Raw genomic sequence first — 22,617 nt, 5'->3', positions numbered from 1 at the left:
GAGGTCAGCGTCCGTTTCTGTCGATGAGGTCGAGGAAGGTCTTCACCAGCGCCGCGGCGAAGGCGGGATCGTTGAGGTCGTAAGGCAGACGGATAATCCGGCGCCGCTCGGTCTGCCGCACCGTCGATTCCAGGGTCTTGAATAAGGCGGCATTGGCGGCCGGGTCGTGGAACGGCTTGCCCGGCACGTCCAGCAGCGACACGCCGCGCTCCGGAATGAGGAAGCGCACCGGCCCATCCATGCGGTTCAATTTCTCGCCGATCCAGCGGCCCATCCGCTCGTTCTCGGCGACGGTGGTCCGCATCAGGGTGACCTGCGGGTTGTGGATGTAGAGATTGCGGCTCTTGTATTCCGCCGGGACGGTGTCGATCGGGCCGAAGTTCACCATGTCGAGCGCGCCGGCCGAGGCGACATAGGGGATCTTCGAACGGATGATCGCGTCGAAGCGTTCCTCGCCGGCGCTGAACACGCCGCCGAACAGATGGTCGCAGACCTCGGTGGTGGTGACATCGATGACGCCGGCGAGCAGGCCGGAATCCGCCAGCTTCTCCATTGACTGGCCGCCGGTGCCGGTGGCGTGGAAGACCAGGCAGTCGAAGCGCTCCTCCAGCGCCTTCTGCACGGCCTGCACGCAGGGCGTGGTCACGCCGAACATGGTGAGGCCAATGGCGGGCTTGGCGGTGCTGGCGCCGCGCCGGCCGTGCGCCACCATGCCCGCCAGCGCGTGTGCCGCGTTCGACAGCACCTGTTCGGAGATCCGGTTGATGCCGGAGACGTCGGTCACCGAATACATCATGCAGATGTCCGAGGGGCCGACATAGCGCCGCACATCTCCTGAAGCGACCGTCGAGACCATAACCTTGGGGACGCCGATGGGCAGGCGGCGCATCGCCGGGGTCGCCAGCGAGGTGCCGCCGGAGCCGCCGGCCGAGACGATGCCGCCGACGTCGCGGCGCGAGAGGATGAAGCGCTCGAAGGCCTCGGCCATGGCGGAGACCGCCTGGCCGCGGTCGTTGCTGAAAACCGCGCCCGTGCCCTTCGGGTGGAAGCGCGCCACTTCCTGCGGCCCGACATCGGCGGCCGAGGGCATCTGGCTGGTCGAGAGATCGACCGTCACCGTGCGCAGACCCAGCTTCTGCAGGCAGTTGGCCAGGAAGCCGAGCTCGCGGCCCTTGGTGTCGAAGGTGCCGGCGACATAGCAGGAGCGGCCGACCAGCTGCGAGACCGGCACCTGCATCTCGCTGGGCGCGCTGTCGCGAACTTCCGGAGCGATCTCTCCCGCTTCCGTCGCTATGGTCTGGAGCGGGTTCCCCTGCGACCAACGGGTGGGCGCGCGCGACGTGCTGTAGGCGACCGGCGCGACGGCCGGCGGCAGGGCCGCGGCACCGCCGTCGTCCTCGGCGTGGCGGCGCACCTGGTAGATCACCGTCTGCGGCTGCTCGTCGACGATCTCTTCGGGCGGCGGCGGCGCGTGCTCCTCGCCATGGGTGCGCACGCCGAGCAGGCGCGCTTGCAATTCCTGGTCCTGGGCCAGCTCCTGCGCCGGCATCTCGCGCACCAGGCGGCCGTTGACCATGACCGCGACGCGGCTCGCGACCGAGGTGGCGACACCGAGGTTCTGCTCGATCAGCAGGACCGAGATCTCGCCTTCGTCGGCGAGCTTCTTCAGCATCTCCGAGACCTGGTCGACGATGACCGGTGCGAGACCCTCGGTCGGCTCGTCCATGATCAGGAGCTTCGGGTTGGCGAGCAGCGCGCGGCTGATCGCCAGCATCTGCTGCTCGCCGCCGGAAAGCTGCGCGCCGCCGTTCTTCTTGCGCTCGGCCAGGCGCGGGAAGGTCTTGTAGATGCGGTCGACCGTCCATTTGGCGCTGCTGCCTTGGCCGCGCGCGGAGAGCCGCAGATGCTCATCGACGGTGAGCGAGGCCCAGACCCGGCGGCCCTGCGGCACATAGCCGATGCCGAGATTGACCACCTCGTTGGGGGCGAGGCCGAGGAGATCGACGCCGTGCGAGCGCGCGCTGCCGCCGCTCGCCGGGATGAGGCCCATCAGTGCGTTGCAGAGCGTGGTCTTGCCCATGCCGTTGCGGCCAACGATCGCCAGCACGCCGCTTTCAAGGCTGAAGGAGACGCCCTGCAAGGCATGGGCATGGCCGTAATAGACCTGCAGGCCCTCGACCTCGAGCACCGGCTGGCTGGCCGGCATTTTTGCCGCTTCAGCCATGTTTCCCGCCCAGATAGATGCGCTGCACGTCGGGATCGGTCTGAATCTCCTCTGGCGTACCGTGTCTGAAGACGGTGCCGTTGTGCATGACCGTCACCCGATCGACCACGCGCAAGGCGACGTCGAGATCGTGCTCGATGATCACGAAGCTGATATGCCGCGGCAGCGCCGAGAGAATCTGCACCAGGTCGCGGCGCTCGGCCGGCGAGAGACCGGCGGCGGGCTCATCGAACAGGATGAGGCGCGGCGCGCCGGAGAGCGCCATGCCGATCTCCAATTGGCGTTGCTGGCCGTGCGAGAGATCGGAAACCAGGGTCTCGGCGACGCCGTCGAGATGCACCGCATGCGCGAGATCGCGCGCGCTTTCCAGCGCCGCGTCGTCGGCGCGCGGGCGGATGAAGCTGAACCGCCCGGCGGTGACGCCGCGGCAGGCGAGATAGAGGTTGTCCAGGACCGAGAGGCCCCGGAACAGCATCGAGTTCTGGTAGGTCCGGCGCATGCCGCGGCGGATCCGCTCATACGGCGGCAAGGTCGTCACGTCCTCGCCGAAGAAGCGGATGCGGCCGGCGGTCGAGGGGAAGTCGCCGGTGATCGCGTTGAACAGCGTGGTCTTGCCAGCGCCGTTGGCGCCGAGGACACCGCGGCGCTCGCCGGCGCCCACGGTCAGGTCAACCTTGTCGAGCGCCACCAACGCGCCGAAGGTGCGGCTCACGCCCTCGAGGACGAGGGCATGGGCCGCACCGGCACGGTTCAGTCTGAGCGCTTCGGCCACGCCTTTGCGCTCCGTCACAGGGTCTCGATCACGGGCAGCTCGGGTTGTCGCGGCTGACCGGACCGAGCTTCATGAACTCCTCCTCGGGGATACCGAGGGTCTGGTTTACGTTGTCCACGACCTTGATGACCTTGTTGTAGAGATGACCGTCATCCGCCTTCGCCACTTCGGTGAGGAAGATGCTGGCGACCGCATTGCGGTTCTTGTCCAGGGTCACCGGACCGGTCGGGGTGTCGAGCTTCATGCTCTGCAGCGCGTCGCGGAAGGCCTTCTGGTCGTCGCCGAGATCGCCCTTCACCTGGTCGAGCCCGTTCAGCATGGCGAGGGTCGAGATGTAATAGCCATGCGCGAACAGCGAGGGCGACGGGAAGCCGTCCGGGAAGGCCGCCTTGTAGTCGGCGACGAACTTCTTCCATTCGGCATTGTCCCAGTCGTCGGCGATCGGGCCGGCCGACGGGGTGCCGACCACGTATTCCTGCTGCTTGCCCTTGGAGCCGAGCACGGTCTGGTCGACGGTGATCGAGCCGCCGATCATCGGCTTGTCGCCGCCGGCCTGCTCATACTGGTTGAGGAAGTTGACCGCGTCGGCGCCGCCCAGCGCGACGTAGATCGCGTCGATGTCATCCGGGATCGAGGCGACGATCGAGGAGAAGTCCTTGTTGCCGATCGGGACCCAGAACTTGTTCACCACATGGCCGCCCGACTTGCAGAAGCCGCTCATGAAGCCGAAGACCTGGGTATAGGGGAAGGAATAATCCTCGGCGATGGTGACGACCTTCTTGTAGCCCTTGGTGCCGAAGGCGTATTCGCCGAGGCCCGCCTGCCATTGCGCGCCGTCGGTGGTGAAGCGGAAGAAGTTCGGCGCTGGATCGCGGAGCGTCGTGTCCTGCGCGGCCGAGGTGCCGTTGATGAAGGTGACCTGCGGCTGGGTCTTCGCGTAGTTCTTGACCGCGAGACCCTCGTCGCCTGAGAGCGGGCCGACCAGGATCTGCACCTTGTCCTGCTCGACCAGCTTGCGCGCGGCATTGACCGCGCTGTCCGGCGAGGCGTCCGACGAGCCGGTGACCAGCTCAATCTTCTTGCCCCCCGCCATCATGTTGTGCTGCTGAAGCGCGAGCTTCACGCCGCGCATGCTGTCCTCGCCGAGCACGGTGAAGGCACCTTGCAGGGTCGCGAGCGCGCCGACCTTGATCGTGTCCTCGGCCATGGCGGCCGAGACGCTGAAGCCCACGGTCAGGGCGACCGAGGCCGCGAGGATGTTTCTCCGAGTTAATCCAGTCATCAGTCCCTCCCAGATTATTTGCTGTTGTTGTTACGCCACGAGTTACTGCCCCACTGCCGATTTGAACCGGCAGCCTTCAAGCGATCGGCTGCCTGGCGCCAGAGGCCGAGCAAGCCGTCGGGTGAAACCAGAACGATCCCCAGGAAGATGAGCCCGATGAGCGTGTTGAACCGCTCCGGGCTTATGAGGTCGATCGCGAAATTCTTCATCAGCACGAACAGGACCGCGCCGATGAATGGTCCAATAGGGTGCCGCAAGCCGCCGATCACCGCGATCACCAGGATGTCGATCACCGGCCCGATGTCGATCGTGCCCGGCGAGACCCGGCCGTTCATCCAGACATAGAGCAGGCCGCCGACCGCCGCGATCAGCCCGGCCACGCCATGGGCGACCACGCGGTGCAGGTTGACGTTGAAGCCCAGCGCATTCATGCGCCGCGCGTTGTCGCGGATCGCCTGCAACGTCAGGCCGAAGGTCGAGCGCGCCAGATAGAGGACGGCGAGATAGGCCGCCGCTGCTACAGCTAGGCTCATATAGTAGAACGGCATCGGCTCGCGCCAGTCGAGGCCGAGCCCGACCGGCGCCGGCAAGCCGGCGAAGCCGCTATGGCCGTTGAAGATCGCGTAATTCTGCTGCGCGAAATAGAAGACCGCGACGCCGATCGCCAGGGTGATCATGATCGTGTAGATGCCGGCGGTGCGGACCGAGATTATGCCGATCAGGATCGCGAAGGCGGTGGCGATCACCAGCGCGATCGGCACCGCGGCCCAGAGCGGCCAGCCGAACAGCGGATGGGTGCTGTTGGTGGCGAAGACCGCGACCATGTAGCCGGCGACGCCGGCGACCGTCATCTGCGACAGCGAGACCATGCCGCCATAGCCGGCGAGGAACATGAGCGAGAGCGCGATCACGCCGAGGAACAACGACTGCGCGCCGATCTGCACCGTCCAGAACGGCGAGGCCACCAGCGGATAGGCGACCAGGAACAGCGCGACCAGCACATGCTGCGGCCGGATCGCCTTCAGCCAGGCCGGGGTCGCCGGTTTCGTGGTCGCGTTGGTCGTCGCCCAGCTCATTCTATGACTCTCATGCGGCCTTCCCCATGATCCCCTGCGGCCGGAAGGCGAGGACCACGACCATGATCAGGAAGGTGTAAACGACGCCGTAGGTCGGCGAATAAACGAGACCCAGCTGCTCGGCGAGGCCGATCAGGATGGCGCCGATCGCGGCACCGGTGACGCTGCCCATGCCGCCGACGATGACGACAACCAGCGAGGCCAGCAGATAGCGGGTGTCCTCGCCGGGCGCGATCGAGAGCGCGGTGCCGCCGACCACGCCGGCGAAACCGGCAAGCCCGGCGCCCAGGGCAAAGGTGATGGTGAAGATCCGCTGCACGTTGACGCCCGACGCGGCGAGCATGCCGCGGTCATCGACGCCGGCGCGGATCATCATGCCGATCCGGGTCTTGTTCAGCAGCAGCCAGAGCCCGACGCCGATCACGATGGCACTCCCGAACAGCACCAGGCGGTAGGTCGGGTATTTCACCACCGGCGCGGTCATGAGCTGGGTCGGGCCGGAGAGCCAGGCGGGCGGATCGAATTGGTAGGTCTGGCCACCCCAGACCGCGAGCATGAGATCAGCCATCACGATCGAGAGGCCGATGGTGACCAGGGTCTGCCGCAGGTCCTGGCCCTGCATCCGGCGGAAGATCGCGACCTGCAGGATCGCGCCCACCACCGCCATGCCGAGGAAGCCGCCGGCAACGCCCAAGAACCAGGAGCCGGTCCAGTCGGCGATGTCGAAGCCGACATAGGCGCCCAGGAGATAGAGAGAGCCATGCGCCAGGTTGACGTTGCGCATCAGGCCGAAGACCAAGGTGAACCCGCTCGCCACCAGGAAGTAGAGCGCGGCCAGGGTCATGCCGTTCATCACCGTGAGGATGAAGAGCTTCATGTGCTGGCCATCTCGCCCCCGCGCCTGCCTTAAACCGCGACGCGCAGGCCGGGGCGGTTGGCTTCCGGGGCGCGGAAGAATTCGCCGTCCTTCATGACCGAGAGGATGCGCTTCTTGTCCTGCAGGATCTTGATGTTGGAGAGCGGGTCGCCGTCGACCAGGATGAGGTCGGCGAGATAGCCCTCCTTAACCTGGCCGAGCTCGCCCGGCGCACCCATGATCGCGCCGCCGGTCTTGGTCGCGGCGACCAGCACCTCCATCGGCGTGAAGCCCAGGAGCTCGACGAAATATTCGAAGTCGCGGGCATAGGTGCCGTGCGGGGTCCAGGCGAAGCCGTAATCGCCGCCGGGCAGCACGCGGATGCCGCGGCGCTTCATCTTCTTCGCGGTCTCGATCGCGATCTCCAGCTCGCGGTGATAGCCCATGGAGCGCGCCTTCTCCGGCGTGATGCCCCATTCGCCCGCATGGTTGGAGATCCGGATCAGCCAGGCCAGGCCCGGCGCCACGAAATGCTTGTCCTTGTTGGCTTCCAGGAGATCGAGCGCCTCCTCGTCGGCGAAGCTCGCGTGGTAGATGATCTCGATGCCGTGGCGGATGCACATCTTCACCGATTCCGCCGAGCGGGCATGGGCGCAGAGCCGCCGGCCGCGGCGCTTCGCCTCGCGCACCGCCATCACGCATTCCTCCTCGGACATCGGCGATTCCTCGGCGCCGACATTGGTCAGCTCCTCGCCCGAGAGGTTCAACTTGATGAGATCGACGCCGTAGCCGATCATGGTGCGCACGGTGCGGCGCACTTCCTCCGGCCCGTTCACCACCAGGCCGAAGTTCAGGCCCTCATGGGCGATATGCGGCGGATGCGCATGGCCGAGGCCGCCGATCGTGGTGATCTCCGGGCAGTTGGCGAGATAGCGCGGGCCCGGGATCTGGCCCTTGTTGATCGCGTTGCGGATCACCACGTCGAGCCGCGGTTTCGCCGCCGCGGCGCCGACGCACATGGTGAAGCCGTGGTCGAGGTAGATCTTCGCCACGTCGGCGGCGTAGAGCGTGTGCTCCTCCGGCGGGAGCGTGATCAGCGCCTCCAGGCTCGGCGCATTGTTCCAGGAGAGATGGGTGTGCGCGTCGCACAAGCCCGGCATCAGGGTCGCGCCGGCGCCGTCGATCACGGTGTTGCCGTTCATCGGGATGCTGCGCGTGCCGCGCGCCACCCGCCGGATCCGGTTGCCCTGGATCAGCACCTCGCCGAGATAGGGATGCTCGCCGGAGCCGTCGAAGATCCGGACGTTGGTGTAAAGCACGTTGGCCATGTCGTCGTCCTCCCGCTCTCCGGATTTCTTGATGCTCCGGATGTGCCTTGCGTCTAGGCGCGCCCGCCGAACAACTCCCGTAAGACCTGATTGCATTCCTGCGGCCGCTCGATGGTGCTCCAATGGCCGCAGCGGTTGAGAATGGTGACCCGCGCGTCCGCGAGGCGCTCCGCCATCGCCCGCGCGTTGGAGGCCGGCGCCACCGGGTCCTCGTCGCCGGTGACCAGGCGCACCGGGCATTTGATGCGGTCGAGATTGGCCGGCTGTGCCGCGGCCAAAGCCTCGCAGTTCTTGGCGTAGCCTTCGGCGTCCTGGCGCATGATGAACTCGCGCACCAGGGCGACCGCCACCGGCGCGTTGCTCTTGGTGTCGCCGGAGAGCGTGCCCTGCACGATCTGGTCGGCGATGCCGGGCATGCCTTCGCTCCGCGCCTTGGCGGCGCGGTCGCCCAGGCCCTTGCGCGCCGGCTCCGGCGGCTGGTGGATCGGGCCGAACAGGGCGAGGCTGCGCACCAGCTCCGGATGCTGCTCGGCGACATGCTGGCAGACGATGGTGCCCATGGAATGGCCGACGAAATGCGCCCGCTCGGCGCCGACCGCCCGGGCGGCCTTGGCCACCGCATCGACCATGCTCTGGATCGAGAGGCTGCCGGAAAGCGGGCTGCGGCCGCTGCCGGGCAGGTCGGGGCGGATGGTGCGATAGCGCCCGCCGAGGCCCAGCACCTGCGGGCAGAAAGTATTCGAGGTGCCGCCGAGGCCATGCAGCATGATCACGGGATCGCCGCTCCCTTCGACCTCGACCTGCATGCGCTCGACGGCGAGGCTGCTCACGCGCGCGCCTCCGCCACTTGTCTCGGCTCGACGGCGCTGCCGCGCAGGCGCACCGGGTTCTCCAGCATGCCGATGCCGGAAAGCTCTATCTTCACCGTATCGCCGGCTTTCAGATATTTCGGCGGGTTGAAGCCGATGCCGACGCCGACCGGTGTACCGGTGGCGATGATGTCGCCGGGATAGAGGGTGATGCCGGCCGAGATGGTCTCGATCAGGGTCGGCACGTCGAAGATCAGCAGGCTGGTATTGGCATTCTGCCGGAGCTCGCCGTTGACCCAGCATTTGAGGTCGATGTTGGCGATGTCCAATTCGTCAGAGGAGACCAGCACCGGCCCCATCGGGCAGAAGGTGTCCTGGGACTTGCCGATGTCCCACTGCTTGTATTTGGCCTGCAGGTCGCGGGCGGTCACGTCGTTCACGATGGTGCAGCCCCAGACATGTTTCAGCGCATCCGCCTTCCTGATGCCGCGCCCGCCCTTGCCGATGACGACCGCGAGCTCGGCCTCGTAGTCGATCGCGCTGCTGGCGGCGGGGTCGATCTCGATCGCCGCCCCCGGCGCAATCACGCATTCCGGCACCTTGGTGAAGACGATCGGCGATTCCGGGACCGCCCCCGAGGCGGCGCTGGAATCGAAACCGCTCTTGGCGAATTCATGGGCGTGTTCGTAGTAGTTCTTGCCGACGCAGAAGATGTTCCGCCGCGGGCGCGGGATCGGCGCCTCGAAAGCGAGACCGGCGGTCGGGATCGAGGCACCGAGGCTGGGGGAATCCGCGCGCAAGCCGCGTTCGATGACAGCGAGCGCGCCGCGCTCCTCTGCGTCAGCGCCGAGATCGAACGGACGGATGGTCTTGCCGTCAGCGCTCAGCAGGCCGACACGTCGACGGCTGCCCGCACGAAACGTGGCAATCCGCATGAATCCCTCCCGATTGAGCCAATGTTGAACCATTGACCCGTTTGGTATAGGGTATGGTGTCAGCCTTCCCGCGCCGAGTCAACGGCGGGGGCGCCGAATCATCGATAATGGAATTGGCTCCGATGGCCCTGCCGCAGACCACCAACACCCGCTTCCAGAACGCCGAGGACGTCGTTTCGGACATCCACCGCCGCATCGAAAGCGGCGAATGGCCGGAGGGTCACCGCCTGCCGCCGGAGCGGGAGCTCGCCGCCCTCTATGGCCTGGCCCGCAACACGGTCCGGAGTGCCTTGAACCAGATGGGCGGCGACCTGATCCGGGTGGTCGGCCGCGGCACCTATGTCCGGGCGAAGAGCGGCGGCGGCGTCCCGGGTCTCGGCCGGCATATGAAAGACGCCAGCCCGGCCGAGGTGATGGAGGTCCGCCTGATCATCGAGCCCCAGGCGGCCGCCCTCGCCGCCCACCGGGCCAACAGCGACGACTTGGCCGAGATCGAGGAGATCCTGCGCCGCTCGATCGCCGCCAAGGGCATCGCCGAGTTCGAGCATTGGGACGCGGCGCTGCATCTCGCGGTGTTCCGCGCCACCAAGAACCAGCTCCTCATCGACTATTGCGAGGCGATCAACACCGCCCGCCACCAGCCGCATTGGCACCGCCTGAAGCAGAAGAGCCTGACCGACGGCCTGCGCTCGCAATACGACCGCGAGCACAGCGCCCTGGTCGATGCCCTGAAGCAGCGCGACGCCGAGAAGGCGCGGCGGCTCATCCACCAGCACCTGGTCCGGGTGCGCGACAGCCTGCTGGCGATCGACGCGTGAGGGGTCGAAGATGCGGGGACCGACGATCTTCCTTGCCGTGGCGATGCTCACCGCCATCTGCGGACCGGCGCGTTCCGAGGACGATCTGCATCGCCTGACCGGCGCTGAGATCAAAGCGCGTATCTACGATCATGAAGGAGGCGGCAGCTACGCGCCCACTTATGATCCCGATCGGGTCCGGGTGGTCACCTACTTCAGTCCAGCCGGCAAGGTCCTGATCCAGCAATACAAGGGCCGTTCGCCGGCCGCGGTCTCCACGGCGGTGTTCGAGTTGAAGGAAGATCGCCTTTGCTTCCACGATCTCGGGCTGATGAACGCCGATCGTCCCGATCGATGCTTCGCTGCCTATGCCAAGATGAAAGGCGACGAGGTCCTGACCACTTACCTGCTCGACGAGCAGGACAAGAGGACGGGGATTCCCCTGGATTCACTGCGCCAGCTGGTGCCAGGCGCGGCCTATCAGCGCTGGGCGCGGTGGGAGGTCCTTCGCCAAGACTCCGGCCCGATCGACGGGTTCGGGTCGATGGACGAGATCAGCCGCAATCCCTTCCGCTTCAAGGGCAAGGTTCTGCTCGTTGCCGGCCGGTTCCTGCAGATGATCGGAGAACACCGCGGCTTGTTCGAGTCCCGGCCCGGCTACCAGCAATTCGTCGTCGACGGCATCTCCACCGATTGGTTCCGCTCCGAAGACGACGCGGCGATTTTCGTCGGCAAGTTCTCCGGAAGCCTGAGAATGACCCAGGAAGGAAGCGACCGCTTCTTGCCGATCATGACGGCCAAGGCCGCGCGCCTCTGCCAGGAGAAGAGCTGCGCCGACTTTGTCGAAGACTGGCGATGATCCCGGTTGCCGTCAGCCCGTGGTCCAGCCGCCGTCGACGTGCAGGATGGTGCCGTTCACCAGCGATGCAGCCGGCGACGCCAGGAATACCACCGCGCCGGCGACTTCCTTCGGCTCGCCGATGCGACCCAAGGGAATCTTCGCCACCGTCTGCTTCAGGAATTCCGGGTCCGAGAGCGCGGGTCGCGTACCGTCGGTCCAGATGAAGGTCGGCGCCACCGCATTGACGCAGATGTTGTAGCGTCCCCATTCATGCGCCAGGCAGCGGGTCAGGTGATCGATCGCGGCCTTGGTCATGCAGTAGATCGGCTCGCCGCGCAAAGCCACGCTGCCGGCCTGCGAGCTCATGTTGATGATGCGGCCGTAGCGCCTTGCGATCATCAGCTTGCCGGCCGCCTGGCTGGCGAAGAAGGTGCCCTTGAGGTTCACCCGCAGGGTCAGGTCGAAATCGGCCTCGTTGACGTTCTCGGCCAGGTTCTCCGGGCTGGCCCCGGCATTGTTGACCAGCACGTCGATCTTGCCGAAATACCGGTCGGCCTCGGCGATCGCGCTCTCGATCTCGTCCAGCCGGGTCATGTCCATCTGCAAGGGCAGCGCCTTGCGGCCGAGTTTCTGGATCGCCGCGACCAGCCCCTCGCCGGACTTCTTGTCGCGCAGGCCGAGCGCGATGTCCGCCCCGGCATGGGCGCAGGCGAGCGCACAGGCGCGCCCGAGCCCGCGCGCAGCCGCCGTCACCAGCACCACCTGCCCGCTCAAATCGAAACGCGGAAATTCCGTGTTCGGCATCCCCCAGTCCCCTGCTTTTTTTGATGCTTCCACCGGACCCCATCGAACGCGGTAAGATGCGGGCCGTCAAGCTGGGGGAAAAATGGACCAGACCGCGATCACCCGCGCCGCCGAATTGCTGTGGCGCAGCCGCCATGCCGAAAGCCGCATCGATGCCCTCCCGCCGGAGATCCGGCCCACCACCCTGGCCGAGGGCTATGCGATCCAGGAGGCGATGCTGGACCTGGTCCAGCAGCCGGCGGTCGGCTGGAAGATCGCCGCCACCAGCGCCGCCGGCCAGAAGCATATCGGTGTGACCGAGCCCCTGGCCGGACGGCTGTTCCGCGACTTCGTGCTGAGTGACGGCGCCCGGCGGCCGATCGCCCACAACCATATGCGCGTCGCCGAGGCCGAGTTCGCCTTCAGGATGGCGCGCGACCTCCCGGCCCGCGGGCGCGACTACGACCAGGGCGAAGTCATGGACGCGGTCGCGGCGATGCATCTTGCGATCGAGGTGCCGGATGCGCGCTATGAGGTCTTCGACACGATCGGCGCGCCGTCGATCTGCGCCGACTGCGCCTTCCACGCCTGGTTCCTGCTCGGCCCCGAAGTGTCGGATTGGCGGGGGCTGGATCTCTCCAAACAGCCGGTCCGCGCGTGGAAACAGGACAGGATCGTCGCCGAGGGCAGCGGCGCCAATGCGCTGGGCGATCCCCGGATCGCGCTCACCTGGCTCGCCAATCATCTCAACAGGCGCGGCCTCGGCTTGAAGGCCGGCGAAATCGTCACCACCGGGACCTGCGTGAAGCCGGTCGATGTCACCGCGGGCGACACGGTGGTGATGGATTATTTCGGGCTCGGCAAGATGAGCGCGGGATTCGACTGACGGCGCCGGCGAAGTGCGCTTGGGAAGATTGTGACGGCTCTTTCATCGAAACGCGAAACTTCTGTCACGTTCAAGCGGGATGTTGCGGCCCCGCCTGAACCGCTCCGGAGTCCCAGACCATGAAGATTCGCATCAACGAGACTCTCTCCCGCCGCCGCTTCCTGACCGGCAGCGCCGCGATCGGCGCCGCAACGCTCACCGGCATCGCGGCGCCGCGCATCAGCCGCGCCGCCGCTCGGCCGCTGATCACCCATGGGATTCAGTCGGGCGACGTCGGCAGCGATCGCGCCGTGCTGTGGTCGCGGGCCGACCGGCCGGCCAATGCGGTCTTCGAATGGTCGGCCACGGAAAGCTTCAAGGAGGTGCGCAACCTGCCGAAGCTCGCGGCGCTGCCGGAGACCGATTACACCGTGAAGCTGCTGGCGACCGACCTCCCCGCCAACCAGGACATCTTCTACCGCGTGAAGTTCCAGGATCTCTCCGACCCGAGCGTGGAGAGCGAGCCGCTGACCGGCCATTTCCGCACCGCGCCGACCGAGCTGCGCGACGTCTCCTTCACCTGGTCGGGCGATACCTGCGGCCAGGGGTGGGGCATCGACGAGTCCCGCGGCGGGATGAAGGGCTATTCCACCATGCTGAAACACGCGCCGGATTTCTTCCTGCATTCCGGCGACAACGTCTATGCCGACGGCGCGCTGCTGCCCGAGGTGAACCTGCCCGACGGCAGTGTTTGGAAGAACCTGGTCACGCCGGAGAAGTCCAAGCCGGCGGAGACGCTGGACGAGTTCCGCGGCCAGTATAAATACAACTTCATGGACAAGAACGTGCTGGCTCTCTATGCCGCCGTGCCGGTGCTCTCGCAATGGGACGACCATGAGGTCACCAACAACTGGTCGGATTCGAAGGTGCTGGCCGAGCCCTATGCCGAGAAGTCGATCGCGGTGATGGCGGCGCGGGCGGCGCGGGCTTTCCACGAATACATGCCGATCGCCGCCTGGCCGCAGGAGCCGAACCGGGTCTATCGCAAAGTCGCCTATGGCCCGCTGCTCGATGTCTTCATGATCGACATGCGGAGCTATCGCGATCCCAACGGCGACAACCTCGAGACCGAGCAGAGCAAAGCCAGATTCCTCGGCGCCGAGCAGCTCGCCTGGCTCAAACGGGAGCTGGTCTCCTCCAAGGCGCTCTGGAAGGTGATCGCCGCCGACATGCCGCTCTCGCTGATCGTCTGGAACAACGCCAAGGACAAGAAGGGCCAGGAGGGAGTCGCCAACAACGACGGCGGCAAGCCGCTCGGCCGTGAGTTGGAATTCGCCGACCTGCTGCGCTTCATCAAGGCAGCGAATGTGCAGAACACGGTCTGGCTGACCGCCGACGTGCATTACACCGCGGCGCATTACTACGATCCCAACAAGGCGCAGTTCCAGGACTTCAACGCGTTCTGGGAATTCGTCTCCGGCCCGATCCATGCCGGCACCTTCGGCCCGAACGAGCTCGACATGACCTTCGGCCCGGAGGTGAAATACGTGAAGGCGCCGGAAGCCGGCAAGGTGAACCTGAGCCCGGTCGAAGGCATGCAGTTCTTCGGCCATGTCGCGATCAAGGCCGATTCCGGCGTCATGACCGTGACCTTGCGCGACACGGCCGATACGGCGCTGTGGTCGACGGATTTGGAGCCGGTGCGCGGCTGATACTCCAGCACTTTAGAGAGTAACCACTTCCCCGGCTCTGACCGATCGATCCGCCGCCAGCGCAATGCGCAGGCTGCGGATCGCGTCCGCCATGTGGTCGCTCAGGTCGACATTCTCGCGGATTACCTTCAGCAGATAGCGCTGCTCGCGTTCGCAGAGTGCGTCGTGGTCGGGCTCGTCCTGGGTGTCGAAGGTCTCGTCATGCCTCGCGAGATTACCGGCGGCGTCGAGCGCCGCGTGGTGCAGCAGGATGCGGTTGGTCTTGGTGTGGGTGTTGATATCGGCGGACTTGGTGTCCTTGTTGCCCTCGTCGGCGACGACGATGGAGACGCTGCCCTTGGGGCCGATCACGTCCTTCACGAAGAAGGCGGTCTCGCTCATCATCGGGCCCCAGCCGGCCTCGTACCAGCCGACCGAGCCGTCGTCGAAGGCGACCTGCAGCATGCCGTAGTTGTACATGCCGTTCGGCAGCGTGACGTCCTTCATCCCATCGGTCAGCCGCGCGCCCAGTGCGTGAACGCGCGTCGCCTTGGCCCGGGTGATCTGGCACATGACGTCCAGATAGTGGACGCCGCAATCGACGATGGGCGACAGGCTCTGCAGCAGCTTCTTGTGGTCTTCCCACTGCTTGCCGCTGCTCTGCTGATTGAGGTTCATGCGGAACACCAAAGGCGAGCCCAGGGTCTTCGCGATCTCGATGAACTTGATCCAGGACGGGTGGTGGCGAAGGATATAGCCGATCACCAGCTTCCTGCCGCTGCGCTTCGCCGCCGCGACCACACGCTCGGCATCCGCCACGGTATCGGCCAGCGGCTTTTCGACGAAGACATGGGCCCCCGCCTCCATCGCCGCGATCGCATATTCGGCATGGCTGTCCGACCAGGTGCTGATCGAGACAACGTCCGGCTTCACCGCCTTCAAGGCCTCGCCATAGTCGGAAAACCGCTGCGCCTGCTCCAGCGCCGGCGGCAACCTGCGCTCGGCGATGCGGCGCTCGCAGACGGCCGCGACCTCATAGCCGTCGATCCGCGTATAGGCCATGGCATGGGACATGCCCATGTTGCCCAGCCCAACCGCCAGGACCCGCAGCTTGCCGCTCATCATGCTACCTCTCGTCTTGTCGCGCGCCCGAGATCCAGGTCGCTTTGACTTTATAGTTGTCGTTCAGCAGCACCAGGTCGGCGCGATACCCCAGCGCGATCCGGCCGAGCTCGCTGTCGAGGCGCAGGAAAGCCGCGGGATTGAGCGAAGCCATCCGCAGCGCATCCTCGACCGGGACGCCGAGCTGCCGGACCGTGTTGCGCACCGCGCTCGCCATGTCGAGATCGGAGCCGGCCAGCGTGCCGGCGTCGTTCACCAGCGCGCCGTCGACCCGCATGATCTTCTCGCCCAGCAGCTCGAAATGGTCCTCGGCGCTGCCGACCGAGGGCATGGCGTCGGTCACCAGCATCATCCGCTCAGGGCCGCGCGCCGCCAGCGCCACGCGCAGCGAGACCGCGGAGACATGGTGGAGATCGACGATCAACCCGCACCAGAGCTGCCTGTCCTCGAGCGCCGCGCCGACCGGCCCGGGCTCGCGGCCCATCATTGGCGGCATGGCGTTGAAGAGATGCGTGATGCCGGTCAGGCCGGCGCCCTGCGCCTTGCGGATGGTGGCGAGGTCGGCCTTGGTATGGCCGGCGGCGACGATGATGCCGGACTTGGTGAGCTTGGCGATGGTGGCAGGCTCGGTCTTCTCCGGCGCCAGGGTCACCAGCACGCGCCCGCCGGCCGGCAGGTCGATCATCGCGACATCCTGGTCGGAGATCGATCGCATCAGGTCGGCGCGGTGGATGCCCTTGCGCTCCGGGTTGAGGAAGGGGCCTTCGAGATGGATACCGAGCACGCCGGGAGTGCGCGCCTGCATGGCGGCGTCGGCGGCCTTGATCGCCTCGGCCATGCTGGCCTGGGTATCGGTGATGAAGGTCGGGAGATAGCCGGTGGTGCCGAAGCGCCGGTGCGCCGCGCCGATCGCGGCGATGCCGGCGATGGTGCGCGTCTCGTTGAACAGCACGCCGCCGCCGCCGTTGACCTGGACATCGATGAAGCCCGGCGCCAGCAAGCCGCTGACCGCCTGCTTCTCGACGCCTTTCGGCAGCTTCGCCTCGGGCATCACGCCGGTGATCTTCCCCGCTTCGATCAGCACGGCCTGGCCGTCGCGAAGGCGCGTGCCGTCGAATACCGTGGCGCCGATCAGTGCCGTTGCCATCCCGGAGGGCGCCATTACTGCGTCTCCGTGACTTTTTTCAGGTGCGGCGGCCGGTCGGGGTCGCGGCCGCGGGCCCAGGCGAGGCGTTCGGCCAGCAGATAGAAGCTCTGGATCAGCAGGATCGGCGCCGAGAAGGGGTTGGATTCCGGCAGGCTCGGCAGCGCGATCGCGCCGGTTGCCTTGTCGCCGGCGCCGGCCGCGATCACCGGCACGCCGCGCGAGGCGAGGCCGCGCAGGATCTTCAGGACGCCGCCCTCGGATTTGTCCGGCTGCAGGAAGGCCATGACCGGGAAGTCCTGCCCCGGCAGGGCGAGCGGCCCGTGCATCAGCTCGGCGGCGCTCATCGCCTCCGAATGCAGACCGCAGATCTCTTTGAGCTTCAGCGCCGCCTCTTGTGCGATGCCGAAGCCGGGGCCGCGGCCGATCACGAAAAGATTGCGCACGCCGTTCAGCACCGGCTCCGCGGCCGACCAGTCGTATTGCGTGGCCAGCGACAGCTCCTCCGGGAGCCGATCGACCGCCGCATGCAGCAGGGCGTCGCCCGACCAATGCGCGACGATCTGCAGGATCGAGGCCAGCGAGGCGATGTAGGACTTGGTCGCCGCCACGCTGCGCTCGGGGCCGGCCAGCAGCGGCAGCACGATCTCCGCCTTCTGCGCCAGCGGCGAATCCGTGTCGTTGACCAGCGCCACCGTGATCGCCCCGGCAGCGCGCGCCGCGTCGGTCAGCGAGAGGAGGTCCGGGCTGCGTCCAGATTGCGAGATGGTGAGGCAGAGCGCGCCCTGCATCCGCGGCTTGCCGCCGAACACCGAGCTGACCGAGGGCCCGACCGAGGCGGTCACCAGGCCCTGGTGGATCTCCAGCAGGTATTTCGCATAGGTACCGGCATTGTCCGAGCTGCCGCGCGCGCAGGTGACGGCGAAAGGCGGGGGTGCGGCGCGCAGGCGCTTCGCCAGGTCGGCGCAACGCCCGGTATTGGCGGCGAGCATCTTCGCCACCACCTGCGGCGCTTCCAGCGCCTCACTGCGCATCAGGCTTCCGTTTCCAGATCCCATTCTATTCCTGTTCGGTACTCGGTGATCCAAGGCTCAGTTCGGCGACGAAGTCATAGGCGTCGCCGCGGTAGTAGGAGGAGGTGAATTCGACCGCGACCCCGTCCTGGTCGAAGGAGCGCCGCTCGATATAGAGCGCCGCGGTGCCGTCCGGCACCTGCAGGAGCTTCGCCTGCTCGGAATTCAGCAGCACCGCGTGCAAGCGCTGCAAGGCGCGCCGCGGCGAATGGCCCCGGCCGATCAGCACGGCATAGAGCGAGGTCGCGACCGCTTCCGGATCGGGCACCAGGCGGTTCGGCACCACGGCATGCTCGATCGCCATCGGCACGTCGTCGGCGGTGCGGAGACGGTCGAAGCGGCTGACCAGCTCGCCCGGCGAGAGTCCCAGCGCCATGGATTCCTTCGGCGTGGCCGGCCCGACGCCGCGCCCGAGGAAGACCGCGCCCGGCTGCAGCCCGCGCGCCAGCATGTCGTCGGTGAAGCTGGAGAGCCGCGACAAGGGTTGTTCGACCTGCACCGCGGGCGCAATGAAGGTGCCGGAGCCCCAGCGCTGCACCAGCATGCCCTTTTCGACCAGGCCGGCGATCGCCTTGCGAACCGTCACGCGCGAGATGCCGAGCTGGCGCGAGAGATCGCGCTCGCTGGGCAGCGCCTCGTCGGCACGCAGCTTGCCGGAGCGCACCGCCTGCTGGATCAGATGCTGGAGCTGGAGATAGAGCGGCGTCGGGCTGCTCTCGTCGAGCGAACCTGCGTCGCGGAAATCCGGTTGCGCCGCGGTCTTCAAGGCACTGCCCTCTGCATTAAGGGCCGCGCTTCGCGCGCCAGCAGCAGGGCGCCTTCCATCGCGTCGCCCTTCGGCTTGACCAGCTTCTCCTGGATCCGCCGCGGCAGCCAGGGGCGCAGCGGCTCGCCGAGCCCGCCCAGGAGGCAGATCCCCGGCGCGCCGGCAGCGAGCAGGCGATCGGCGATGCGGGCGGCGCCTTCCGCGGCATGCTCGATCACCGCGACGCCCATCGCATCGCCTTGTCCGGCATAATCCAGCACCAGGGGCGCCAGCTGCGCGAAGTCGGTCGGCCGCGCCTGGTCGGCCCAGGTGACAGCCTTCGGCGGTTCGTGGTCGAAGCGGTCGAGGATCTGCTGAGCGAGCCTGGTCATCGGCGCCATGCCGTCATGGGCCCAGAGCGCGCGGCGGATCGCGTGGCGGCCGATCTCGTTGCCGCTGGCATCGTCGGAGATGACATTGCCCCAGCCGCCGACATTGAAGCGCTGACCCTGCACCACCGCGAGCCCGGCCGAGCCGGTGCCGATGATCAGAATCGCGCCGTCGCTGCCGGCAAAGGCGCCGAGCCAGGCGATATAGGCATCGGTGTCGATGGCGACCCGCGGGAAAGGATGCGGCTGGGCCAGGAGCGCCCCGTTGCGCGCGTCGTCGATGGCGCCCGCCATGCCGAGGCCGACCGAGGCCCGGCCGAGCTCGCCCTCGTCCAAGCCCCCTGCCTTGGCGGCGGCCCTCGCGGCGTCGACGATCGCGGCCATGGCGACCGCGGGGCCGAGGCGCAGGTTGGCCGGCCCGCCGGTGCCTTCGCCGACGAGACGACCGCCGCCATCGCGGATCCGGGCCCGGCAATGGGTCCCCCCGCCGTCGATTCCTATAAATAGTGTGTCAGCCATTCAGCCGGCGGCGCTCCCAGACATTCGCCGAAATCATAATGCCAGTTTAGGTCCAGATCGGGAAGTACCAAAGAATTTGACTCGTCCGGATAATACCAGCATAATATCAGTTAAGGGAAGGCAAGGCTGAGAACAGCCATATGGCTTTTGGGACTGAGACCAACGCGGCGCGCTATCGCGGCCTCGATACCTGGAGCGACGGGGAGATCCTCGACGCGTTCTGGGAAGGCCAGTCGCGTGCCATCGGTTCATTGCGTTCGGCCCTGCCGTCCATCGCCGCCGCGGCGCAGGCCCTGGCGCAGCAGCTGAACGCGGGCGGCCGCGTGGTCTATGCCGGCGCCGGCGCTTCCGGCCTGCTGGCCGCGGGCGACGCGATGGAGATCGGCCCCACCTTCAACTGGCCCGACGACCGCGTCTTCGTGCTGCTCGCCGGCGGCACCGACCTGACGCCGGGCTTGAAGGGCGATGTCGAGGACCATGACGACCGCGGCCGGACCGAAGCCGAAGCGCTCAAGCTGACGCCGAACGACGCGATCATCGCGGTCGCCGCCAGCGGCACCACCCGCTACACCCTGGCGGTGATGGAAGCGGCGGCACGCGCGAAAGCACTCACCATCGCCATCGCCAACAATGCCGGCGCGCCGATGCTGGAACGTGCCGACCATGCGATCCTGCTGGAGACCGGGCCGGAGGTGATCAGCGGCTCGACCCGCATGAACGCCGGCACCGCGCAGAAGGCGGCGCTCAACATGCTCTCCAGCCTCACCATGATCCGGTTGAACCGCGTGCATGACGGGCTGATGGTCGATCTCCGGGTGCAGAACGCGAAGCTGCGCGAGCGCGCGATCGGCATCCTGATGAGCATCACCGGCGCCACAAAAGATTCGGCGGCCAAGGCGCTCGCCGCCTGCAACGACCGCATCAAGCCGGCCGCCCTGGTGCTGGCCGGCCGCTCGCCCACCGAGGCCGAGCGCATCCTCTCCCAAGTCGGCGGCAGTCTGCGCGCCGCATTGGGCTCTGTCGAAGCAACAACCAACCTGCAACGTAGACAAGGGAGCTGAACATGAAGACTGGATACCTTGCCGCGACCGCGATCGCGCTGGTGACTTTGATGGGCGGTGTCGCCCATGCCGAGACCGCGCTCACCATCGAGAGCTGGCGCAACGACGACGCCGACATCTGGAACAAGCAGATCCTGCCGGCCTTCATGGCCAAGCACCCGGACATCAAGGTGACGTTCAAGGGCTATCCGCCGACCGAGTATAACGCGGCCCTGAACACCGAGCTCGCCGGCGGCACCGCGGCCGACATCATCACCTGCCGTCCGTTCGACGCCTCGCTCGACCTCTACAAGAAGGGCCACCTGCTGAAGATCGACGACATCGCGTCGATGAAGAACTTCTCCGACGTCGCCAAGGCCGCCTGGCAGACCGACGACGGCAAGGACACCTTCTGCATGCCGATGGCCTCGGTGATCCACGGCTTCATCTACAACAAGGCGATCTTCCAGGAGCTGGGCCTTGCCGTGCCGAAGACCACCGCCGAGTTCCACGCCGTGCTGGAGAAGATCAAGGCAGACGGTAAGTACACGCCGCTGGCGCTCGGCACCGCCGACCAGTGGGAAGCCGCCACCATGGGCTTCCAGAACATCGGCCCCGACTACTGGAAGGGCGAGGCAGGCCGCAAGGGCCTGATCGCCGGCAAGGAGAAGTTCACCGACAAGCAGTATGTCGATGTGTTCAAGGAACTGGCGACCTGGGGCCCCTACATGGGCGACGGCTACCAGGCGCAGAAGTATCCGGACACCCAGAACCTGTTCTCGCTGGGCCGCGCGGCAATCTATCCGGCGGGCTCCTGGGACATCCCGCTGTTCGAGCAGACCAAGGAGCTCTCCTTCGACGCCTTCCCGCCGGTGCAGCCCGAAGGCACCGACAAGTGCTACATCAGCGACCATGTCGATATCGGCATGGGCATCAACGCCAAGTCGAAGAACGTCGATGCCGCCAAGACCTTCATCGACTGGGTCGGCTCGGCGGAATTCGCCGGCATCTACGCCAACGCCCTGCCCGGCTTCTTCCCGCTGACCCAGGAAGCGGTCGAGATCAAGGACCCGGTGGCGCAGACCTTCGTCGGCTGGCGCAAGAGTTGCGAGAGCACGATCCGCAACTCGTACCAGATCCTGAATCGCGGCACGCCGAACCTGGAGAACGAGCTCTGGGCGGTCAGCGCCAACGTGCTCAACGGCACGCAGACCCCGGAAGCGGCGGCCGAGCAGCTGCAGAAGGGCCTGGACGCCTGGTACAAGCCGGCCCAGTAACCGGTTAGACTACGCATGACCGCGGGTCGTGGCACCGGCCGCGACCCGCGGTTCGTTTCCGGCATCGAGGAGTCGAGGGAAGTCCTGGAATGACGTCGATCGCCATGGCGGCGGATACTTCCGTCGGAAGGCGGAAATGGCCGGCGCATATCGTCGTGTTCCTGGCCCCGGCCTTCCTGGTCTACACCGCCTTCTCGATCTATCCGCTGATCGACACGATCTGGCTCAGCCTCTACACCACCGACGACACCGGCCAGTCGCATTTCATCGGCCTCGGCAACTTCGTGACCCTGCTGACCGATCCGGTCTGGTCGGGGCCGTTCTGGAACGCCTTCCGCAACAACTCGATTTTCTTCGCGATCCACATGGTGGTGCAGACCTCGATCGGCCTGGCGCTGGCGGCCCTGTTGAGCCTGCCGCGGCTCCGCGGCGCCGGGATCTATCGCACCCTGCTGTTCATGCCGACCATGCTCTCGGTGGTGATCATCGGCTTCGTCTGGCAGCTGATCCTCTCGCCGCTCTGGGGCATCTCGAAGGGCTTCCTCACCAGCTTCGGCCTGGGCGCGCTGTTCGCGCCCTGGCTCGGACAGGAAGGCACCGCGCTCATCACCGTCTCGCTGATCTCGGTCTGGCAGTTCGTCGGCATCCCGATGATCCTGATCTACGCCGCCCTCATCAACATCCCGGATGACCTGATCGACGCCGCCACGGTGGATGGCGCCCCGCCCTTCTACGTGTTCTGGCAGATCCGGCTGCCGCTGGTCTATCCGACCCTCGGCGTGGTCTCGATCCTGACCTTCGTCGGCAACTTCAACGCTTTCGACCTCATCTACGCGATGAAGGGCGCGCAGGCCGGGCCGAACGGCGCCACCGACATCCTCGGCACCTTCTTCTACCGCACCTTCTTCGGCTACCAGCTGCAGACCGGCAACCCGACCATGGGCGCCGCCGTCGCCACCATGATGCTGTTCATCATCCTGGTCGGCGTCCTCATCTATCTGTTCGGCGTGCAGCGCAAGCTGCAGCACCACCTGGCCTGAGGGCGCGCG

The 22,617-nt window shown here is 66.7% G+C and carries 21 protein-coding genes; 7 read left to right on the top strand and 14 right to left on the bottom strand.

Annotated features, from left to right (window positions below):
• Positions 1 to 4: 4 nt before the first annotated feature.
• From ACH2CY_RS11845 to ACH2CY_RS11810, 8 genes are read right to left on the bottom strand one after another with little or no spacing between them, the layout of a single operon-like run.
• On the bottom strand, positions 5 to 2,224 hold the full coding sequence (locus tag ACH2CY_RS11845; protein WP_395019249.1) for an ABC transporter permease: 2,220 nt from the start codon (positions 2,222 to 2,224) through the stop codon (positions 5 to 7).
• Positions 2,217 to 2,996, bottom strand: coding sequence for an ABC transporter ATP-binding protein (locus ACH2CY_RS11840; protein WP_395019248.1), 780 nt, complete (start codon positions 2,994 to 2,996; stop codon positions 2,217 to 2,219). Before ACH2CY_RS11840 ends, ACH2CY_RS11845 begins: the two co-directional genes overlap by 8 nt.
• A gap of 28 nt (positions 2,997 to 3,024) precedes the next feature.
• Positions 3,025 to 4,278: an ABC transporter substrate-binding protein gene (locus tag ACH2CY_RS11835; RefSeq protein ID WP_395019246.1), complete on the bottom strand. Its 1,254-nt coding sequence runs from the start codon at positions 4,276 to 4,278 to the stop codon at positions 3,025 to 3,027.
• 14 nt (positions 4,279 to 4,292) lie between these two features.
• On the bottom strand, positions 4,293 to 5,354 hold the full coding sequence (locus ACH2CY_RS11830) for a branched-chain amino acid ABC transporter permease (RefSeq protein WP_395019245.1): 1,062 nt from the start codon (positions 5,352 to 5,354) through the stop codon (positions 4,293 to 4,295).
• A 10-nt stretch (positions 5,355 to 5,364) separates the two neighbouring features.
• Positions 5,365 to 6,231 (bottom strand): branched-chain amino acid ABC transporter permease, encoded by an 867-nt coding sequence (locus ACH2CY_RS11825; RefSeq protein WP_395019243.1) that lies wholly within the window; start codon positions 6,229 to 6,231, stop codon positions 5,365 to 5,367.
• Between the two features lie 29 nt (positions 6,232 to 6,260).
• The gene (locus ACH2CY_RS11820) at positions 6,261 to 7,538 is read right to left on the bottom strand and encodes an amidohydrolase family protein (protein ID WP_395019242.1); all 1,278 of its coding nucleotides are present in this window, start codon (positions 7,536 to 7,538) and stop codon (positions 6,261 to 6,263) included.
• A gap of 53 nt (positions 7,539 to 7,591) precedes the next feature.
• Entirely contained in the window at positions 7,592 to 8,368 is a 777-nt protein-coding gene (locus tag ACH2CY_RS11815) for an alpha/beta fold hydrolase (protein WP_395019240.1), read from the bottom strand.
• Complete coding sequence (locus ACH2CY_RS11810) at positions 8,365 to 9,282, bottom strand: fumarylacetoacetate hydrolase family protein (RefSeq protein ID WP_395019238.1); 918 nt, start codon at positions 9,280 to 9,282, stop codon at positions 8,365 to 8,367. Before ACH2CY_RS11810 ends, ACH2CY_RS11815 begins: the two co-directional genes overlap by 4 nt.
• 122 nt (positions 9,283 to 9,404) lie before the next feature.
• Between ACH2CY_RS11810 and ACH2CY_RS11805 the strand changes: the two genes are divergently transcribed.
• Together ACH2CY_RS11805 and ACH2CY_RS11800 are read left to right on the top strand one after the other, a co-directional pair.
• Positions 9,405 to 10,100 carry a FadR/GntR family transcriptional regulator gene (locus ACH2CY_RS11805; RefSeq protein ID WP_395019237.1) on the top strand — a complete coding sequence of 232 codons (696 nt, stop codon included), beginning with the start codon at positions 9,405 to 9,407 and terminating at the stop codon, positions 10,098 to 10,100.
• A gap of 37 nt (positions 10,101 to 10,137) precedes the next feature.
• Positions 10,138 to 10,938: a hypothetical protein gene (locus ACH2CY_RS11800; RefSeq protein WP_395019236.1), complete on the top strand. Its 801-nt coding sequence runs from the start codon at positions 10,138 to 10,140 to the stop codon at positions 10,936 to 10,938.
• Positions 10,939 to 10,950: 12 nt separating this feature from the next.
• Here the strand turns inward: ACH2CY_RS11800 and ACH2CY_RS11795 are convergent, their stop codons facing one another.
• Positions 10,951 to 11,724, bottom strand: coding sequence for an SDR family NAD(P)-dependent oxidoreductase (locus ACH2CY_RS11795; protein ID WP_395019234.1), 774 nt, complete (start codon positions 11,722 to 11,724; stop codon positions 10,951 to 10,953).
• Positions 11,725 to 11,806: 82 nt separating this feature from the next.
• Here ACH2CY_RS11795 and ACH2CY_RS11790 point away from each other — a divergent pair, with 82 nt between their 5' ends.
• Both ACH2CY_RS11790 and ACH2CY_RS11785 read left to right on the top strand, forming a co-directional pair.
• Positions 11,807 to 12,589 carry a 2-keto-4-pentenoate hydratase gene (locus ACH2CY_RS11790; protein ID WP_395019232.1) on the top strand — a complete coding sequence of 261 codons (783 nt, stop codon included), beginning with the start codon at positions 11,807 to 11,809 and terminating at the stop codon, positions 12,587 to 12,589.
• A gap of 119 nt (positions 12,590 to 12,708) precedes the next feature.
• Complete coding sequence (locus ACH2CY_RS11785; protein WP_395019231.1) at positions 12,709 to 14,280, top strand: alkaline phosphatase D family protein; 1,572 nt, start codon at positions 12,709 to 12,711, stop codon at positions 14,278 to 14,280.
• Positions 14,281 to 14,292: 12 nt separating this feature from the next.
• On the opposite strand, the gene ACH2CY_RS11780 is transcribed toward ACH2CY_RS11785, so the two are convergent.
• The 5 genes from ACH2CY_RS11780 to ACH2CY_RS11760 are packed head-to-tail and all read right to left on the bottom strand — an operon-like array spanning position 14,293 to position 19,251.
• The gene (locus ACH2CY_RS11780) at positions 14,293 to 15,384 is read right to left on the bottom strand and encodes a Gfo/Idh/MocA family protein (protein WP_395019229.1); all 1,092 of its coding nucleotides are present in this window, start codon (positions 15,382 to 15,384) and stop codon (positions 14,293 to 14,295) included.
• A gap of 1 nt (position 15,385) precedes the next feature.
• Positions 15,386 to 16,543 carry an N-acetylglucosamine-6-phosphate deacetylase gene (gene nagA, locus ACH2CY_RS11775; protein ID WP_395019227.1) on the bottom strand — a complete coding sequence of 386 codons (1,158 nt, stop codon included), beginning with the start codon at positions 16,541 to 16,543 and terminating at the stop codon, positions 15,386 to 15,388.
• A complete protein-coding gene (locus ACH2CY_RS11770; protein ID WP_395019225.1) occupies positions 16,543 to 17,559 on the bottom strand; it encodes an SIS domain-containing protein in 1,017 nt (338 codons plus the stop codon). The genes nagA and ACH2CY_RS11770 overlap by 1 nt, the downstream gene beginning before the upstream one ends.
• Positions 17,560 to 17,584: 25 nt before the next feature.
• Positions 17,585 to 18,364, bottom strand: a complete 780-nt coding sequence (locus ACH2CY_RS11765; RefSeq protein WP_395019224.1) for a GntR family transcriptional regulator — start codon at positions 18,362 to 18,364, stop codon at positions 17,585 to 17,587.
• Positions 18,361 to 19,251, bottom strand: a complete 891-nt coding sequence (locus tag ACH2CY_RS11760) for a BadF/BadG/BcrA/BcrD ATPase family protein (RefSeq protein WP_395019221.1) — start codon at positions 19,249 to 19,251, stop codon at positions 18,361 to 18,363. Before ACH2CY_RS11760 ends, ACH2CY_RS11765 begins: the two co-directional genes overlap by 4 nt.
• Positions 19,252 to 19,391: 140 nt before the next feature.
• Between ACH2CY_RS11760 and ACH2CY_RS11755 the strand changes: the two genes are divergently transcribed.
• The 3 genes from ACH2CY_RS11755 (at position 19,392) to ACH2CY_RS11745 (ending at position 22,608) form a co-directional block, all read left to right on the top strand.
• Positions 19,392 to 20,312 carry an N-acetylmuramic acid 6-phosphate etherase gene (locus ACH2CY_RS11755; protein ID WP_395019220.1) on the top strand — a complete coding sequence of 307 codons (921 nt, stop codon included), beginning with the start codon at positions 19,392 to 19,394 and terminating at the stop codon, positions 20,310 to 20,312.
• Between the two features lie 2 nt (positions 20,313 to 20,314).
• Entirely contained in the window at positions 20,315 to 21,568 is a 1,254-nt protein-coding gene (locus ACH2CY_RS11750) for an ABC transporter substrate-binding protein (RefSeq protein WP_395019218.1), read from the top strand.
• A gap of 89 nt (positions 21,569 to 21,657) precedes the next feature.
• The gene (locus ACH2CY_RS11745; protein WP_395019215.1) at positions 21,658 to 22,608 is read left to right on the top strand and encodes a carbohydrate ABC transporter permease; all 951 of its coding nucleotides are present in this window, start codon (positions 21,658 to 21,660) and stop codon (positions 22,606 to 22,608) included.
• The last annotated feature ends 9 nt before the right edge of the window (positions 22,609 to 22,617 follow it).

The sequence above is a fragment of the Dongia sp. genome, assembly GCF_041905885.1.
Lineage (GTDB): Bacteria > Pseudomonadota > Alphaproteobacteria > Dongiales > Dongiaceae > Dongia.
The sequence above is the reverse complement of the archived record's forward strand: the minus strand, read 5'-3'. Positions and strand labels throughout refer to the sequence as shown.

What these genes read in the sequence shown, in the direction of transcription:
- ACH2CY_RS11845 (WP_395019249.1), bottom strand. Translation starts at nt 2,224, where the DNA reads ATGGCTGAAGCGGCAAAAATGCCGGCCAGCCAGCCGGTGCTCGAGGTC.
- ACH2CY_RS11835 (WP_395019246.1), bottom strand. Translation starts at nt 4,278, where the DNA reads ATGACTGGATTAACTCGGAGAAACATCCTCGCGGCCTCGGTCGCCCTG.
- ACH2CY_RS11830 (WP_395019245.1), bottom strand. Translation starts at nt 5,354, where the DNA reads ATGAGCTGGGCGACGACCAACGCGACCACGAAACCGGCGACCCCGGCC.
- ACH2CY_RS11825 (WP_395019243.1), bottom strand. Translation starts at nt 6,231, where the DNA reads ATGAAGCTCTTCATCCTCACGGTGATGAACGGCATGACCCTGGCCGCG.
- ACH2CY_RS11820 (WP_395019242.1), bottom strand. Translation starts at nt 7,538, where the DNA reads ATGGCCAACGTGCTTTACACCAACGTCCGGATCTTCGACGGCTCCGGC.
- ACH2CY_RS11810 (WP_395019238.1), bottom strand. Translation starts at nt 9,282, where the DNA reads ATGCGGATTGCCACGTTTCGTGCGGGCAGCCGTCGACGTGTCGGCCTG.
- ACH2CY_RS11805 (WP_395019237.1), top strand. Translation starts at nt 9,405, where the DNA reads ATGGCCCTGCCGCAGACCACCAACACCCGCTTCCAGAACGCCGAGGAC.
- ACH2CY_RS11795 (WP_395019234.1), bottom strand. Translation starts at nt 11,724, where the DNA reads ATGCCGAACACGGAATTTCCGCGTTTCGATTTGAGCGGGCAGGTGGTG.
- ACH2CY_RS11790 (WP_395019232.1), top strand. Translation starts at nt 11,807, where the DNA reads ATGGACCAGACCGCGATCACCCGCGCCGCCGAATTGCTGTGGCGCAGC.
- ACH2CY_RS11785 (WP_395019231.1), top strand. Translation starts at nt 12,709, where the DNA reads ATGAAGATTCGCATCAACGAGACTCTCTCCCGCCGCCGCTTCCTGACC.
- ACH2CY_RS11780 (WP_395019229.1), bottom strand. Translation starts at nt 15,384, where the DNA reads ATGATGAGCGGCAAGCTGCGGGTCCTGGCGGTTGGGCTGGGCAACATG.
- nagA (WP_395019227.1), bottom strand. Translation starts at nt 16,543, where the DNA reads ATGGCGCCCTCCGGGATGGCAACGGCACTGATCGGCGCCACGGTATTC.
- ACH2CY_RS11770 (WP_395019225.1), bottom strand. Translation starts at nt 17,559, where the DNA reads ATGCGCAGTGAGGCGCTGGAAGCGCCGCAGGTGGTGGCGAAGATGCTC.
- ACH2CY_RS11760 (WP_395019221.1), bottom strand. Translation starts at nt 19,251, where the DNA reads ATGGCTGACACACTATTTATAGGAATCGACGGCGGGGGGACCCATTGC.
- ACH2CY_RS11755 (WP_395019220.1), top strand. Translation starts at nt 19,392, where the DNA reads ATGGCTTTTGGGACTGAGACCAACGCGGCGCGCTATCGCGGCCTCGAT.
- ACH2CY_RS11750 (WP_395019218.1), top strand. Translation starts at nt 20,315, where the DNA reads ATGAAGACTGGATACCTTGCCGCGACCGCGATCGCGCTGGTGACTTTG.
- ACH2CY_RS11745 (WP_395019215.1), top strand. Translation starts at nt 21,658, where the DNA reads ATGACGTCGATCGCCATGGCGGCGGATACTTCCGTCGGAAGGCGGAAA.